We start from the raw sequence: 15,004 nt of genomic DNA, 5'->3' as shown, positions 1-15,004 counted from the left end.
CTCCGGCGCCCACGTCGGTGTCAGCGCATCCTGCTGCTGGGCCGACTGGAGTTGCGACAGAACCGTGACGGACCTTGTACATGCAGTCGTAACGGCAGCAAGAGCCTTGATCAGGCGGCCTGGGACCTCCCGAGCGGCATCACCAGAGCGAACTTGCAGGACGCAGTCGACGGCGTCCAGCGCTATCGTGCCGACGGCCTAGGTCAAGACGAGGCCATCGCTCAAGCATCCGCCGGGCTGGTTTGGTCGTGCCACCACTGACCTTCATCGAAGGTGCACGCCGAGGCCATCCGCAAACGTAACTGGTCACGGAACCGATCGAGATGAACCCACCCGCTCGCCAGGTAACGCCGCACTGCTCCGCCGCGATCGATCAACGTGGTCGATGATGCGGAGCGTGCGGAACTTGCCCGGCAGTTCGCAGCTGACATGCAGCGCGGGGTGATCGAGCTAGCTCGGCTGGGCTACGACGCCAAGTTGTTCCGACACCATGCTCGCCGAGCACGGGCCCATCGAAGCGGCCCGCCGCCTGGTCCTGGCCCGCGACCCCTCGTATGGCCTGTGGCGGCTGAAGACACTCCGACGGCTGCACATGAGCGTCGAGATGTGGGTCCTCCTGCCCTGGTACAAGCCATTGTTCGACGACACCGTCCGCAAGCAGGCCGAAATCAAGCTCCGCCAACTCGATGTCGACGTTGAAGCTGAGCTGGACCGGCTCGTCCGTAAGCTCGAGCGGCCGGAATGATCGCGCGAGCGCGCCCCCAACCGCGGCCAGCAGGTGTCCTGGCACTTCGAGAGCCCCTTCGTCAAACGCGAGGCGGGCGGACGCCGATCCGCTCGGGCCACCGTCGAGAGGGAGCCACGCCATGAGCGGCGCGCCTACCCTTCAGCGGCTCATCGATGCCGCGACGGGTCTTTCGCTTCAACCGCGTGGTCCGCGATGGAGCCACCTGTCACTGTGCGTCCTAGACGCCGTCTTCTCTATCGGGGCCCGCTACTCCAACGTCACCCGCCTCTGCTGGCGTTACGCCAACTATGCGGCTCTGCCTGACCCCCTGCTGCCCGCGGATGAACTGGGCACCATCGTTGGAACGCACCGCGAGCAGCCGCTCGATGATCTCGTGACCCATATTCGGTCCACCGACCCCGAAATCTTCGCCAGCACCGTCCTCCGCCACCGCGGCCGCACCAGCACGCGGAACGGGATCCTCAAGGCGGAAGCGGTCTTGCACTACGCCGACATCCTCACAAACCACCACGTCGACACAATCGGCGACATCCCTGCTCTCCTCTCCGACGACGCCCGGTTGGCAATGGTCGAAGACGCCCTGCGCCGCGTACCAGGGAACGGCGGCAACGACGTGCGACTGAACTACCTTTGGATGGTGTCCGGCGATGATCACCGGGTGAAGCCGGATCGCATGGTGCTGCGTTGGCTCACTCACCACCTTGGCCAACCGGTCACTGCCCGAACTGCGCGCGAACTACTGGCCGCCGTAGCCGCCCGCCTCAGCTGTACGCCCTGGGAGCTCGATCATGCGATCTGGCGTGTCCAGTCCGGCCGCCGGTGATCCCCGACCGTCCTACACCGTAACGGCCTTCTCCCTGCGACGCCGGAGTTGTAACGACACCGGAGGCCCGCTCGATCTTGCCCTCGTGCACCCAATCACCCCCCGACGTCCGACCCCGGGGACACCCTGGATCAAGACAGCGTTCGCCGGGTGTGCCGCGATCGTCGCAAGCGGGTGCACTGGCGCGCCCACACCCATCACCGTGACCGTCACCGCCCCGCCTCCGAGTCAGACCGCAACGCTAACTACTTGTGACGGATCTTCCGTCTCGATGCCGGTTCAGTACACACTGACCTGCGCGGACGCCAACACCTGGCTCGACAAGCTGCAGTGGACAGGCTGGGGCACGCCCACGGCGCACGCAACCGGTGAGCTATGGCAAAACGACTGCGAACCGAGTTGCGCCAGAGGCCAGTTCGTGCAGTACCCCGCCTCGGCGACCGCAACCGACATGGTCAACGGTCACTACACCTGGCTGGAAGTTAGCGCTCCCCAGGCGCCAGGAGGTCCGTACGACTACGTCATCGACTCCCAAGGACCGCGATAGGCAGGCGGTCCATCGCTGACATGGTAGGTACTGCCGTTAGGAGCACATCGCGAGCAGGTCGGCGGCAAAGGAGGTGAAGGCGAAGTGCTGCCCACCGTACCCGTCCACCAGTTCAGTCACGAGCCCCTCGGACTGGGCGATCATAGTGTTGATAGCCAAGAAGGCATAGTCAATACTCTCGCGATGCACGTACGACAGGGGAGCCACTGGGATTAGTATGTGCGCAACCACCGTGTGCACCTTGTCGCACACCTCCAGGGTGTACATCTTGCCGAAGAACATGCCCTGAACCTTGTCGTTGACGAACTCGAGCACCTCGGGGGTTATGCGGAATATTCAGTGCGAGTCCGCAAGTCATGGAAATGAAGGCACTGTCGGACTGCTCTGCGATCCACAGGACGGTCAGGACACGGCCGTCGCACTGCACGAAGTAGAGCGTCTTGTTGCCTATCTCTGACCTTCCCATGAGCCGTTGTACTGGTGGTCGAGGAACGCGGCCATCAGGTCAACAGCTTCAGTTTCATTCATTTCCGCGACCCCTCTCGCCCTGAACTCACAAGAGTGTCGTCGACCAGTGCCAGCGCGTTACCGCCTCCGCGAACCGGCACGCCGTAGCGTCAATCCGCAACTTTCTTTCCGATCCCGCCGGTCTTTGGCCTTGTCCCTCGCTAACAATCGTCACGCAGCCCTGCGCCGTCTGTAACGACGAGTCGGTCGAGGCGAGTTATCGGCTACCGGGCGCGCTCCTGCCGGAACACCAGGGCGCGCATCCTCTCATCAGGCAGGTGAACGGTGGACCTCAAGAACCTTCCCGAGCCTGATAACGCGGTCTGGCTCTACACGGCCTACGCCCGTCGGCAACCTCTTGTCGATGGAGGTCGGGTACCACCGGGGCCGCGGGGTCGACTTCTAGTCTGTGCCACTGGGCTCTCTCACGCGGCTGCTGCGGGGGACTGGGTCTCTCAGGGCCTACCTTGCAGTGTGCCTCGTTGCTCTCCTCGCTGCATATCGCCGACGAGCGATCAGGACCCCAGAGCACGCGAGAAACCTCGCCCTGGTGCTTGCCCTGCCGGTGCTGCCGTTCGCCCTGTTCGGCACGCTCGGCGGCGCCATGATCCTCGTTGATTACCTCGGATACCTCGACATCTACGCCAACACCTTCACGAAGGATCAGGTCGTCATGGTGTTCGTCTTCGGCGCTCTGTCCATCAGCTACATCTTGGCGTGCCGGGCAGCGCTCCGGGTTCCCCAGATCGTCGTGTCCTTCTGGCGCCAGCCACCACGACATGCCCGTCCCGAAGACGACTACCGCCGGCCAAGCACCGAGCTCAGGTAGCTATCGCCCGCTCACGACCACACGCCCGAGAGGAAAGCCAAGATGGGTCTCTTCAGCCGACGCAAGCAGCAGGATGACGCACCTCCGGCTGCGCGTAGTTCGATCAGCCAGCAGGACCTACGGCGCGCCGATGAAGTCCTATCTGCCTGGGAACAAGCCATTGGGACGACGGATCAAGCCGTGCGGGCCGCGACGCTGAGGGGCTCGAAAGCCGGCGGTTTCGTCAGCTTCGAACACAGCCTCCGACACGGCGAGGCCGACGTCAATGGCCCTTGGCGCTGGTTATCGGCAGTGGCTGCGGCGGCCGGCAACCAGGGCGACAGCATGCTCGCTGCCCGCGTCTTCCTCTTCGCCTACTTCTGGTGCGAGCAGTTCGTCGCAATTATGTCGCTGGCAGACTGCGCTGAACTCGGTCTTGGCAGGACGCCGAACGACCTCATGGCCGAGATCGCCTCAACGGGATTGGTCTGTCTCGAGCGCCTGGCACCGGAGACGGTCGTCGTCGACAGCATCACGGGCGTCGTCCGCGTCGAAAACCTCAGCGACGCCGCAGCCTTGACCATAACTGACCTGCACAAACAGGGCGAACAGGTTGAGCCCGAGGTTCGCCTCCGCGCCGAGGAAATTCTGCAGAATCGTACGTAACCAGCACATGCCAGCGGCGTGTGAAAGGTGCGCGCGGTGCACTCGGAGCCCAGAGCGAGCAACGGCCGATCTTGCCGCGTTCGATCGTCCGTGGTGAGCTGAAGCTCATGCGTCGATGGGATCCCCTCAACGATCGGCAGCTGGACCTTCTCAAGCGCGTCGACGCGGGCGAAGACCTCAGCGGCCCGGACCATGCGAACCTGCGCCACTCAGCCAACGCTGTCCGCGACCGCGGCCTCATCACGGTCAGCCGGCGCGGCGGCGTCTGGCGAGCCGAACTTACCAAGGCCGGTCGCTTCTACCTTGATCACGGCCACCACCCCGACGACCCGCGGTTCACATCCCGCATGACGACCGGTTCCGCAGTCACGGCCAAGCCTGCCCCGTCGCAGAACACGGACGATCTCGACGGCGAGCTCGCTGAACCGGCGACCGCACGAGCCAACTCGCGCCAACCTCCCCGCGCCACGATCAAGACGACCGAGCGGCGCCGAGCCGAAGCGACGGAACTGATCGAGCACCTCACCGTGCACGAGGTCTACGTCGTCAAGGCCCCAACGGAGGCAGACCTCGCCCGCTGGCGCAAGATCGTTGACTTCGCCAAGCGCCATGACCTCGTGCCCGAGGGCCGCTACATCGAGAAGATCCGCCAGTGGAATCAGGGCCGCGATCTTCACATCTGGCTCCGGAAAGGCCGTCCCGTCAACGTCAAGCGCGACGGGCTTGACCTGCCGGCCATCCCGGTCGCCGAGACCCTGCGGTCACCGCATCCGGTCGTCGCCGACCTCCGGGATGACAAGGGCCGGCTCGTCATGCCCAAGCCCTCGCGCCATCGCTGTCTCCTCGTACTCCAGGCCCTCGCCGCGGAAGCAACCCGGCGGGGCCACGTGGTGAAGAAGAAGCCCGTCGACCAGCGTCATCACCACCACTACTACGGCTACGGTCCGCGGCCGACGGGACCTCAGTACTCGCGGCGCGAGGGCCAGCTCACGGTGGTCATCGACGGGTTCGACTTCGACGTCACGGTGCAAGAGGCAAGCCCCAACTCGGAGGATCCCGAGAAGAAGAAGCGGCTCGTACTCGAGCTGCCCGTGTACCGCTCCGAGGGCCGGCAGTATCGCTGGACAGATGGCAAGACCCGGACTATCGAGGACGGGCTGCGGCAGCCCTCCACGAGCTGGAGACGCGCGCCAGCGAAGCCCGGCAGCGCCAACTCGACGAAGAGCGCGCCAAGGCGGAGCGCAAGGTCCGCTGGGAACGGGCCATGGCCGTGGCGAGACAGAAGGCTACGGAGGCCTACTACGGCAAGATCCTCGACAACCAGGTCGTGCGGTGGCAACGCGCGAAAGAGCTCCGGACCTATCGGGCCGAGCTCGCGCAACGTCTGGAAGACGCTGGCCCTGATGAAGACCTCGACAGCACGCGTCAGTGGCTGGGGTGGATCGACCAGCACATCACGAGGACCGACCCCACAGAAACCCTGCCGGACATGCCGGCCACGCCGGAGCTGACGCCGGATGATCTCAAGCCCTACCTAGGCTCCTGGAGCCCTCACGGCCCCGAGGCCAACGTCAACAGCTGGCAAAGACAGTGGTGACCGGGCCTTCTAGCGCGATCCTCCAGTGGCGGCTCGTTTTCGAAGCTCGGTTAGCCGCTTGGACAGGGGTCAAGCAGGGCGGCATGGACGGCCGCGGGCTGCGGTATTCGCGCCACTCGTCGGTGCGCAGCACGCCGTTGCACGTGATGGTCTTCTCGCGCCATGTGCTGGCGCCGTCCAGTCGCCGAGCAGTGGGGTAATCGAGATCACGCTGCTTCACCTCGACCGGTACGACGTTGGCGCCGAACCGCGGACGTTGTTCGAGACCGTCTCGTGTCGCAAGTCAACCGCCACCAGACGTCCTGAGCCGAGCAGCCACACCTCGAAGGAGCGCTTCGTATACCGCGTTGAGCGTATCGACCCCGCGGTGTCCTGGAGCAGCTGTTCTTCCTGGTCCTCCGAGAACACCCGCCACCCGTCGATGACCTGCTGTCGATCCGGCGCTTCGACGACCTCGGCCTTCGCTCTGCGGAAGAGCCCGCCAGGTGTTGGCCTCTTGACCTGCTGCGCCTCGCGCACTACGACGGAATCCCGGGGCACACCTGCACGCCTGAGATCAGCCGCAACCTTGCGTGCGAACCCCTGCAACCTTCGAAAAGCCAGCGCTTCGTCCGGCGTCTGATTGCTTGCCACCCGGGCCCCTCAACTCACTGCGGTCAGGGACGCGGACACGTGGTAGCCAGCCGGCTGGAGGGCTACCACCTGCTCGAACCCCGTGAAGTTCAACAACTAACGCCCGCTGGTCTTCGGTTGGTTGCTTGCGTTGACGCCCTGTTCGATGTCGTCCGTGCGCTTCTCGCGCTGCTTCTTCGATTCGCGCTCAGCGTCCATCGCGTCCTCGACGCTGCGCACGATGGGCGGAGGTTCCGGCGGAAGAGGAACTGGCATGCTATTCGCTCCTTCAGCGGGCCCCGGCCGCAGCCAAGGCAGGGTTAGCAAGTCGTAGTCGGTTCTGCCGATCCAAGCGTTACCGGCTCGACCGATTGGGGCTGCTTCGCCCGTAGCAGTAACAGACCACTCGTCGGGAACGCTTGATTGGGCAAAGGCAGACAGCCAACGGGGGTCATGTGAAGTCCATGTGGACCTGTTCTTGTGGTCATTATTGCGCTGAGAAGAGCTGCTGCCACTGCACTGGCCGAACCCCGGCGTTGAGACCAGAGGCCGGGTCTGCAACGAGCAGGCGTCCGGTGAAGCTGCGCTCGCCGAAGGACGAAGTTGAGGCGTTCCTGCATCCTAAGGGCGCCTCACGACGCACCGGAGCCGGCGCGCGGGGGAGCACCGGCGCCGAGAACCGCGCCAAGGCTGAAAAATCCAAATCGCGGAAGGCATCCAAATCCAAGAAGAAAAAGGGCGCGAAGGCAAAATATTATCATCCCGCCAAGTCGTCCTCTCGCTCTAGCGCGCCAAAATGGATAACGGCGACGCGGGGCATCACCTCGGTTGTCACGAACCCGGTCGGCAACGGGAAGCGTCGTTAGAGCCGCAAGCACCACGCGGATTGCTCGTCGCTTTCCGCACCCGACTTACTGCTCGTCGTTCGAAGAAGCCTGTCGTCGACTCGACTCGAAGGCCACGCCGAGAACAAGCGCTCGACGGTTCGCTAGCACTCCACGTGCCACCTCCTCGAGCTCGGCGGTCCCGGTACCACGAGTACCGATCCAGCCATCCTTGACCAGTGCGGCAAACATCGTGTTGTTGATATGGCGCGGCACGTTGTCGTAGCCGAGACGGGTCCCACCGTTTGGGCCCTTGCAGGTTCGAAGCAGCTCCGCGAAGTATTCCCGAGCAAGGTACATCCCCTTGACAAGCTCTTTCGGCTCCTCGAGGCGCCCCCAGGAGTCACACAACTTGACCCAGCAGGCCTGACTGGACAGACGGTAGTCCCCTGCAGAGCCGCCAAATAGCTCGTCAACCCGGCGCATGCGCTCCATCTCGCTGGCGAGGTTCTTGTCTGGCCGGTACCAGAGGGCCCCGCCTCCCTCCCTGCGGCCATCCCGCACCATGCGCTTGTACTGCACAAGCACAAAAGAGCGGAACGTCTGGTTGAAATAGACGACGTCCACACCCAGCACGGTTTCTAACGGCTCAGTGTTGGCGTTTAAGACGAAGACTCGACGCCGTCCGTTACCAAAAACACCCCAGTCCACATGACCAGACTGGCCACGAACCAGGCCGGGGAAGGTGTGAACGTCATGATTGATGAGCGATTCCTCGGACACAAGCCGGCGATCAATCCCCGCGAGAAACGATGGCTGTTGTTCCGTCGGCAGTCTCCAAGAACCAAGCGCATCGCGTCCAACACCGGCCATCTCGAGCACCAAGCCAGTGCCATCTCGCTGCTCGTTCAGGACGAGGCTACGATCGCCGGCGGGCGGCCCAACCTCATCTCGTCGGTTCAAGCGCCGGATGAGATCGGCCATCTCTGGGAACATGGCGACGAGAGCGGCCACGACAGCGTCTCCCACAGCGCTGGTCAACACGCCCGGCTGAACCCGCGCTTGGAGTCGGTCAGGCAACTGCTTGCGCAGCGCTTCGAGTGAGAAGGCCGGCACCTCCTCAATCTCGACGATCTCGACTCGACGTTCGAGGTCTGACACCCGTCGCCGGCCACGGGCCCGACCCAACCATCTGACCTGGTTCTCGTCGTCGAGCAGCAGCGCCAGATGTGATTTGACACCCTTCCACTGCTCGGACCGCCACGCCACGGAAAACGTACGCTGGCGTCGCACGATCCAGCGCGCGTCGAGGCGCGTCGAGATGTCGCCCGTCGCGATGATAGCAACCATCAGGCCGCCCTACCTCCAACGCATCACCGCTCGGTGTCAGCCAGCCTTCTCCTCGGGGACTGCCCGCGAGCGGACCTCGTTCAGCACGGTCTGGATGGCATTGACCTCGGCGTTCTCAAAGATGTCTTCCGGCCCACCCGGAGCGAGCGCAGTAAACGGCGGCTCATACAACGCGCCCACGTCAACGGTCCCGTTCTTGGCCAGGAAGTCGATCAGCAGCTTGAGGAAGTGCAGCTGCGATGCCGACAGCGTCTTGCCCGCCTGAAACTGATCGAAGGCCGCCGCCGCTGACTCATAGTCCAGGCCAGTCAGCGAACGGAGAAACAAGCCCAGCCCGCCGTACTCCTCCTTCACCTGGGCGATGTCCTCAGGTGAGCCGAAGGCGGACTCAACGAATACCGCCTCCAACTGTTCGAGGTCCACGGCGGTGATCTGACGGTTGCGGAGCAGCTTCTGAACAGCCAGCTCGTGCTCGTGGCTACGCAGATACGTCCGCACCTTGGTCTCGAACCGGCTCCGGTTCGTGCCGAGTGTGATGCCACGGAGCTCAGCCTGGGTCAGCTCGCCAAGCTCGTCCTCGAAGTCGGTGTAGACCACGCCTCGGCGGATCTTCGGGATCAATCGGACGAGACCCCGGATCCGCCGGCGCATCGACTCCAACATGGGCAACGTGACGTCCTGCCACCAGTCATCACTGATGAGGTCCGACAGCAGCTCCTGCTGCTTCGCCACGACCGGGTTGTTCAACGTCGTGGGGTCGAGCAGCGCCTCCGCGATCTCCTGCACCTGGTGGCGCAGCGCGTCATAGGCGGGGTCACCCTGGAGCAGGCCGAGCTGCAGTCGTAGCACCAGCAGATCGAACCGCTTGGCTTCCTCGCTGTTCTCATCCTCCTTGAACTCAGTCGGGAGGCCAGCGAGCGTTTCGGCCAGTTCGTCACGCTTGTCCGCGGTGATCTTCCCCCAGCTGGCCAAGTCCTGGTAGGTCTCCACCTCCCGCAATCGGCGCCTGACCTCAATGTTCTGCGGGTTCATGCCCACGACCTCGGCTTGCAGCCGCGCAGCAAGGTCCCATCGGAGGCCGACCTCGGTCTGGGTTCCATCTACCGGCTGATCCTCGTTCGGCGGCGGGACCTCCGGCAGCTCCTGGTCCAACGCGTACAAGAGCTCGGCCCGCCGGCGGAACAGCCGCTCGCGCAGGGACGGCTGCAGCCGCCCTTCCGCGGGCGCAATGTCCTGGTTGAAAAACTCGACGTTGCGGCACAGATCGAAGACGAGGAAGCCCTGCTTGTCGTTGTTGGGGCCGAACAGGTCGGGACACAGGCGCGTCCCCCGACCGATCATCTGCCAGAACTTGGTCTTTGAACGGACCAGCTTGGCGAAGACCAGGTTCAGAACCTCGGGCACATCGATACCGGTGTCGAGCATGTCGACCGACACCGCGATGTGCGGCGCCGAGTCCTTCATCGAGAACTTGTCGATGAGATCCTGGGCCAGGGCCACATCGTGGGTGATGATGCGCGCGAAGCCACCTTGGTGCTCTGGATAGAGAGTGTCGAAGCGCTGGACGATGAACTCGGCGTGCTTCCTGTTCCGGGCGAAGATGATCGTCTTGCCGAGACGGTCTCCGCCTTCGACGTGCGCGCCGTACGTCATCAGCGTCTCGAGCATCTTGTCGATGGTGTCGGCGTTGAAGAGGAACTTGTTGACCTCGTCCGCGCTGATTTCATCCGGCTGCCCGTCCTCGTCATCCCAGTCGACGAGGTCCCACTCCTCTTTCTCCGCCTCCGACAGCTCGTCGTACCTGATGCCGCGCTGGGGGAACTTCAGTGGGACGTTGACGGTGTGAGGTTTGACCAGGTAGCCCTCCGCCACGGCCTCCTCCAGGCCGTAGACATCCGTGGGCACGCCGTCCTCGAGGTTGAACAGGCGGTAGGTGTTGCGGTCGATCTCGTCCTTCGGCGTGGCCGTCAGGCCGACCAACAGTGAGTCGAAATACTCGAAGATCGTCCGGTACTTCTGGTAGACGGAGCGGTGCGCCTCATCGACGATGACCAGGTCGAAGTGCCCCGGACCAAAGCGCCGGAGCCCGCCTTTCATCTCGTTGATCAGCCCCATCATCGTCGGATAGGTTGAGACGTAGACCCGGCCGTCGATGTTCTTCTCCGTCAAGAGGTTGACCGTGGGAGTCCCGGGCAGGTGCTGCTTGAAGGCGTTCGCGGCCTGCGTCACCAGGGCCTGCCGGTCAGCCAGGAAGAGGACGCGCTTCACCCACTGCGCGCGCTGCAGCAAGTCAACCAGCGCGATGATGGTGCGGGTCTTGCCAGCGCCGGTCGCCATGACGAGGAGGGCCTGGCGCTGCTTGTCCCGCTCGAACGACTCAGCGATCCGTCGGATCGCTCGGCTCTGGTAGTAGCGGCTGGCGATCTCGTCGTTGATCGCAACGCCGCCAAGGGCCAGCCGGCTCGTTCGCCGCTGGATCAGGAGCCGAAGCTCGTCCTTCGTGTAGAAGCCCTGGACCTCCCGCGGCGGGTAGTCCACGTCGTCCCAGAGAAACGTCTGGTAGCCATTGGTGTAGAAGATGACCGGCCGCTGGCCGAACTGCCGCTCGAGAGCGTTCGCGTAGGCCTTGGCCTGCTGCTGACCGGCCAGGGCGTCCTTGGTGGTGCGCTTGGCTTCGACCAGGCCCAGCGGTCTGCCGTCCTCGTCCCAGAGGACGTAATCGACCCGTCCCTTCCCGCTGGGCGTCGGCAGCCCATCTACGGGGTACTCCCGGTCCTCCTGCTTGTCGAGAGCCCAGCCCGCCTCCCCGAGCAGCAGGTCGATGATGTGCTTGCGGGTATCAGCCTCGTTGTAGTCGTGGGTGTCCGGCTGGGCCAGGTTGGCGGCCTTGGCCGCCTTGATTTCGGCCCGGAGCTTGGCGACCTCAGCATCAAGGTCTTGGTTCTTCCGACGCTCCTTGACCAGCTCCTCCTGCTGGCGGGCGAACTGCTCCGCCATCGCCTGGATCTCAGCCTGCTTCTTCCGCCGCACCTCCTCGGGCATGGGTACCGGGATGCGCGACTGGTCGAAGGTCAGGCCGGCGGCCGGGAGATCTTCCTGGTTGCGGGCATACCGCCGGGCGATCCAGTACAGAACATGGAACAGCTCGGCAACCGTGCGCACAGCGTCCTTGGGCTGCACCGGCCCCGGCCTGTGCACCGCGGTGTTGCCCTGCCGCCTGATCACATCCATCTTCGTCCGGATCGCCGGCCCGACCAGGTTAACCATGGTGGGTTCGGCGATCAGGGCGGCGAGCTCGCTGTGGTACGGCAGCTTCAGGGTTCCATCAGCCCGGTAGAGCCAGTTCACGGCCAACTCGAGCGTGCGACGAGCGTAGAAGCAGGCCGCCCGCGGGTCCGCCACCGCGTTCCGCTCCGCCCGCACTGCCTCGTCGTGCAGGTCGGGCCACTCAGCCTGCAGGAACCCGAAGTTACTCACGCATCAACCTCCCCAGGACGACAGGAAGATCAATTCTGCCACAGGTGTCCGACGAAAGCACGCGTCTGCAAGGCATTGAAGAGCTCGTCAAGGTACGCCAAATCCTTCTCCTGGAGGGTCCTAACTTGCTCAACCTCCTCCACGCGACGAGCGAAATCGCGCTGCAAATCCACAGGGGGAACCGGAATTGGAATACGCTTCAGCTCTTGGGCATTTATGTTAGCCATACCAATAATACTCTTGCACATATTGCGCAAAATGGCCTTTCCATACCTACTGTTGAGGAATGCGGAAAGATACTCAGGGTGATTTTCAGCGCGCATCCTGACACGGATTAGATAGCCCGCATAAGCCAACGGTTCACCACTGCGATAAACCGCCGTCTTACCTACAAGATCCGGACTATTCGTGCGATTAAATAACACGTCACCCGGATAAACCAGGTAGCGGTCATTTAGGCTTTCACGCGGCAAATATTTGAGATCCGAGAGGTCTATGCGGCCACGCGTCGTGATGTTACCCATTCGCAGCACTGGAAGGTCACCGTGCTCATCGGCCTTCTCGCTAGTGCCATATCTTGCAGACTCAATTATGTCGCCAATTCTGCCAATGGGCCATCCCTTTTCGTTAGCGACAGGATTGCCAAACATGGCGATGAAAATTGCCTCCGAAAGATCGTCGAGGAGCCCAAGAGCCTCCCGACGCTTCGCGCGCAACTCATCCATGGCATCCAAAATGTCTGCGACATATTCCTGCTTCTCAAACGGAAAGATCGGAACCGGCAGCTTCTTAAAGACGTCCTGAGGCAAGCTTCGTCGCCGAGCGGTCGTTCCTCTGAGCTTTGACGAGTAGTACGCGAGTGCACGCGGCGACCGAAGGTACCTCTCGAGGTACCTTCGGCAAATATTGTCGCTTTTCAGATTCCAAATTCCATACGCCGGACTGACAATCGCCGCCGGATAGAGCGTTTGGAACGACAGGACCCCTTCATCGATAGGAAACCCAACAACAAGCTGACCACGTCGCACAACCTTGTAAGAAGAAGTATCCGCGCTTGCTACCCGTTTCTTGAACTTGTCACCCTGCTCCACCAAGCCTCGATGCATGGTCATAGACAAAACAGGATGAGAAGATTGACCGGCAAGCTCAACAGGCGCAGGCTCTATCAGATCACCAAGCTTAACCAGCTCACCGTTCATTCCAGCATTCCCTTCAGGGCGGAAACACCGCGCTGAATCTCACATTCAAGGCGCTCAAGGTCTTCTACAACCTTCAGCGGCGGCCGATACTCGACTTCCTCATGGACGACATCCTTGTACCGGTTCACACTGAGGTCATACCCGTTGGCAACAATCTCCTCTTTTGGCACACAAAAGCTCTGGTCCGTTCGTACCCGAGTTTGCTCCGAACCATTCCGACGATTCCATCGGGTCAGGATATCCGGCAGATTATTGCTCCGATGATCTGATTCCTCGAGCGCCCGACGAGGACGGACGCCAAGCTTGTCGGCGCTCACCAGTGGAGCCCGCTTGTCGTCGAGACTGAACCCGTCGGCAGTCACGTCATAGAACCAGACTGAATCTGTTCCGCCTGAATCGGTTTTGGTGAAGATTAGGATGGCTGTGGATACGCCCGCATAGGGCCGAAAAACCCCGCTTGGCAGTTTAACGACACCCTCGAGCTTCTGCTTTTCAACTAGGATCTGACGGATACTCTTGTGGGCTTTAGTCGAACCAAAGAGCACTCCATCGGGTACAATAACGGCGGCCCGACCACCTGGCTTGAGTAGCCGAAGGAAGAGCGCCAGGAAAAGAAGTTCGGTTTTCCTTGTTTTGACGATCTGCTGCAAGTCTTTAGCGGTGGCCTCATAATCCAGGCTTCCCGCGAAAGGCGGGTTTGCAAGGATGAGGGAATACTGTTCAGCCTCACCGGAAGCACTCTCGGCCAGCGAATCCCGGTAACGAATGTCAGGCTGCTCGATACCGTGCAAGAGCATGTTCATGCTGGCAATGCGCAGCATTGTACGATCGAAATCGAAGCCATGGAACATGCTCTGGTGGAAGTGTCGCTGTTGGGCCGATTCTAGTAGCGCATCCTTATGTTCTCGACTAACATAGTCAACAGCGGCAATGAGAAAGCCGGCTGTCCCGCATGCGGGGTCACAGATCTCGTCCCTCGGCCCTGGGCTCATCATCTCGACCATCAACTCGATAATGTGCCGGGGGGTTCGGAACTGGCCGTTCTGACCGGCGGTTGCGATCTTACTGAGCATGTACTCGTACAGATCGCCCTTGGTATCCCCCTCGCCAAGAGGTATGTCATCCAAAAGGTCAACGGCTTTGGTCAGCAAGTTGGGAGTCGGGATGGTGAACCGGGCATCTCGCATGTGGTGCGCGTAGGTGGTGTCGTCACCGCCGAGCGCCCGCAACCACGGAAAGACGCCGTCCCGCATGACGACGAACATGCCTTCGGGATCAAGATCCCGGAGTCGCGACCAGCGAAGCGCTTGCGCGTCGTCGGAGTAGATCGCCTCCTCGACTGGTCTGCCCGTCCGAGCGGCCTTTCGCTCCTTCGCTGTCTGCAGGTCATCCAGCCGGCGCAGGAACATCAGGTACGTGATCTGCTCGATCACCTCAAGGGGGTTGGAAATCCCACCCGACCAGAAGGCATCCCACAGACGATCGATCTTGCTACGTAGTTCACCCGTGATCACCCGAGGCAGCATAGTCCTGGGGTACGACCGAACGATGCCACCAGCCCCCGGCCACTGATCTAACTCAGGGTAGTCGGACAGTGTCAAGGCGCACTGGCGGCGTCACCGTCGCATCACCGGTCATCCCCGCCGACCGCAGCGGGCGGCAGTGTGTCCGGGTCGATTGGGCTGACCTCGAAGGCTCCGAAAACCTGACTCAGGTCGGCGAGAGGCCGGACCGCGTCCCCGCGGCGCTACAAGCGCGGCCGCGGAGCCCGACGGGGCCTGAGCGGTCCAGAAGGTCAGCGCGCCCAGCCCCGCCACGACAGTCCCGAGGGAGGCACCGATGGCCG

The 15,004-nt window shown here is 62.6% G+C and carries 13 protein-coding genes; 6 read left to right on the top strand and 7 right to left on the bottom strand.

Annotation, left to right across the window (positions count from 1 at the left end; genetic code table 11):
- Positions 1-490: 490 nt before the first annotated feature.
- Positions 491-745, top strand: a complete 255-nt coding sequence (locus D0D28_RS16165) for a hypothetical protein (RefSeq protein ID WP_116111114.1) — start codon at positions 491-493, stop codon at positions 743-745.
- Positions 746-866: 121 nt separating this feature from the next.
- The gene (locus tag D0D28_RS16160; RefSeq protein WP_116111113.1) at positions 867-1,571 is read left to right on the top strand and encodes a hypothetical protein; all 705 of its coding nucleotides are present in this window, start codon (positions 867-869) and stop codon (positions 1,569-1,571) included.
- Positions 1,572-2,154: 583 nt separating this feature from the next.
- On the opposite strand, the gene D0D28_RS16155 is transcribed toward D0D28_RS16160, so the two are convergent.
- The gene (locus tag D0D28_RS16155; RefSeq protein WP_116111112.1) at positions 2,155-2,433 is read right to left on the bottom strand and encodes a hypothetical protein; all 279 of its coding nucleotides are present in this window, start codon (positions 2,431-2,433) and stop codon (positions 2,155-2,157) included.
- 742 nt (positions 2,434-3,175) lie between these two features.
- Here D0D28_RS16155 and D0D28_RS16150 point away from each other — a divergent pair.
- The 3 genes from D0D28_RS16150 (at position 3,176) to D0D28_RS35680 (ending at position 5,610) form a co-directional block, all read left to right on the top strand.
- A complete protein-coding gene (locus D0D28_RS16150; RefSeq protein ID WP_116111111.1) occupies positions 3,176-3,454 on the top strand; it encodes a hypothetical protein in 279 nt (92 codons plus the stop codon).
- A 42-nt stretch (positions 3,455-3,496) separates the two neighbouring features.
- Entirely contained in the window at positions 3,497-4,099 is a 603-nt protein-coding gene (locus D0D28_RS16145; protein WP_162831081.1) for a hypothetical protein, read from the top strand.
- 71 nt (positions 4,100-4,170) lie between these two features.
- Positions 4,171-5,610, top strand: a complete 1,440-nt coding sequence (locus D0D28_RS35680) for a hypothetical protein (RefSeq protein ID WP_162831080.1) — start codon at positions 4,171-4,173, stop codon at positions 5,608-5,610.
- 302 nt (positions 5,611-5,912) lie between these two features.
- On the opposite strand, the gene D0D28_RS16130 is transcribed toward D0D28_RS35680, so the two are convergent.
- Positions 5,913-6,329 carry a hypothetical protein gene (locus D0D28_RS16130; RefSeq protein WP_162831079.1) on the bottom strand — a complete coding sequence of 139 codons (417 nt, stop codon included), beginning with the start codon at positions 6,327-6,329 and terminating at the stop codon, positions 5,913-5,915.
- A gap of 96 nt (positions 6,330-6,425) precedes the next feature.
- On the bottom strand, positions 6,426-6,548 hold the full coding sequence (locus D0D28_RS37360; RefSeq protein ID WP_275895905.1) for a hypothetical protein: 123 nt from the start codon (positions 6,546-6,548) through the stop codon (positions 6,426-6,428).
- A gap of 335 nt (positions 6,549-6,883) precedes the next feature.
- Here D0D28_RS37360 and D0D28_RS35675 point away from each other — a divergent pair, with 335 nt between their 5' ends.
- Complete coding sequence (locus tag D0D28_RS35675) at positions 6,884-7,174, top strand: hypothetical protein (RefSeq protein ID WP_162831078.1); 291 nt, start codon at positions 6,884-6,886, stop codon at positions 7,172-7,174.
- 45 nt (positions 7,175-7,219) lie between these two features.
- Here D0D28_RS35675 and D0D28_RS16125 read toward each other — a convergent pair whose 3' ends face one another.
- Genes D0D28_RS16125 through D0D28_RS16110 form a run of 4 tightly spaced genes read right to left on the bottom strand, consistent with a single transcriptional unit; the run spans position 7,220 to position 14,672 of the window.
- Positions 7,220-8,482: a hypothetical protein gene (locus tag D0D28_RS16125; RefSeq protein ID WP_116111106.1), complete on the bottom strand. Its 1,263-nt coding sequence runs from the start codon at positions 8,480-8,482 to the stop codon at positions 7,220-7,222.
- 36 nt (positions 8,483-8,518) lie between these two features.
- Positions 8,519-11,959: a DEAD/DEAH box helicase family protein gene (locus D0D28_RS16120; RefSeq protein ID WP_116111105.1), complete on the bottom strand. Its 3,441-nt coding sequence runs from the start codon at positions 11,957-11,959 to the stop codon at positions 8,519-8,521.
- Between the two features lie 29 nt (positions 11,960-11,988).
- On the bottom strand, positions 11,989-13,158 hold the full coding sequence (locus D0D28_RS36185) for a restriction endonuclease subunit S (RefSeq protein ID WP_205413280.1): 1,170 nt from the start codon (positions 13,156-13,158) through the stop codon (positions 11,989-11,991).
- Positions 13,155-14,672 (bottom strand): type I restriction-modification system subunit M, encoded by a 1,518-nt coding sequence (locus tag D0D28_RS16110; RefSeq protein ID WP_116111104.1) that lies wholly within the window; start codon positions 14,670-14,672, stop codon positions 13,155-13,157. Before D0D28_RS16110 ends, D0D28_RS36185 begins: the two co-directional genes overlap by 4 nt.
- Between the last annotated feature and the right edge of the window lie 332 nt (positions 14,673-15,004).

Source organism: Amycolatopsis ruanii, from assembly GCF_003385175.1.
In the GTDB taxonomy this organism is placed as follows: domain Bacteria; phylum Actinomycetota; class Actinomycetes; order Mycobacteriales; family Pseudonocardiaceae; genus Amycolatopsis_E; species Amycolatopsis_E thermalba.
This window is presented reverse-complemented; position numbering and strand designations above follow the sequence as displayed.

What these genes read in the sequence shown, in the direction of transcription:
- D0D28_RS16165 (WP_116111114.1), top strand. Translation starts at nt 491, where the DNA reads ATGCTCGCCGAGCACGGGCCCATCGAAGCGGCCCGCCGCCTGGTCCTG.
- D0D28_RS16160 (WP_116111113.1), top strand. Translation starts at nt 867, where the DNA reads ATGAGCGGCGCGCCTACCCTTCAGCGGCTCATCGATGCCGCGACGGGT.
- D0D28_RS16145 (WP_162831081.1), top strand. Translation starts at nt 3,497, where the DNA reads ATGGGTCTCTTCAGCCGACGCAAGCAGCAGGATGACGCACCTCCGGCT.
- D0D28_RS16125 (WP_116111106.1), bottom strand. Translation starts at nt 8,482, where the DNA reads ATGGTTGCTATCATCGCGACGGGCGACATCTCGACGCGCCTCGACGCG.
- D0D28_RS36185 (WP_205413280.1), bottom strand. Translation starts at nt 13,158, where the DNA reads ATGAACGGTGAGCTGGTTAAGCTTGGTGATCTGATAGAGCCTGCGCCT.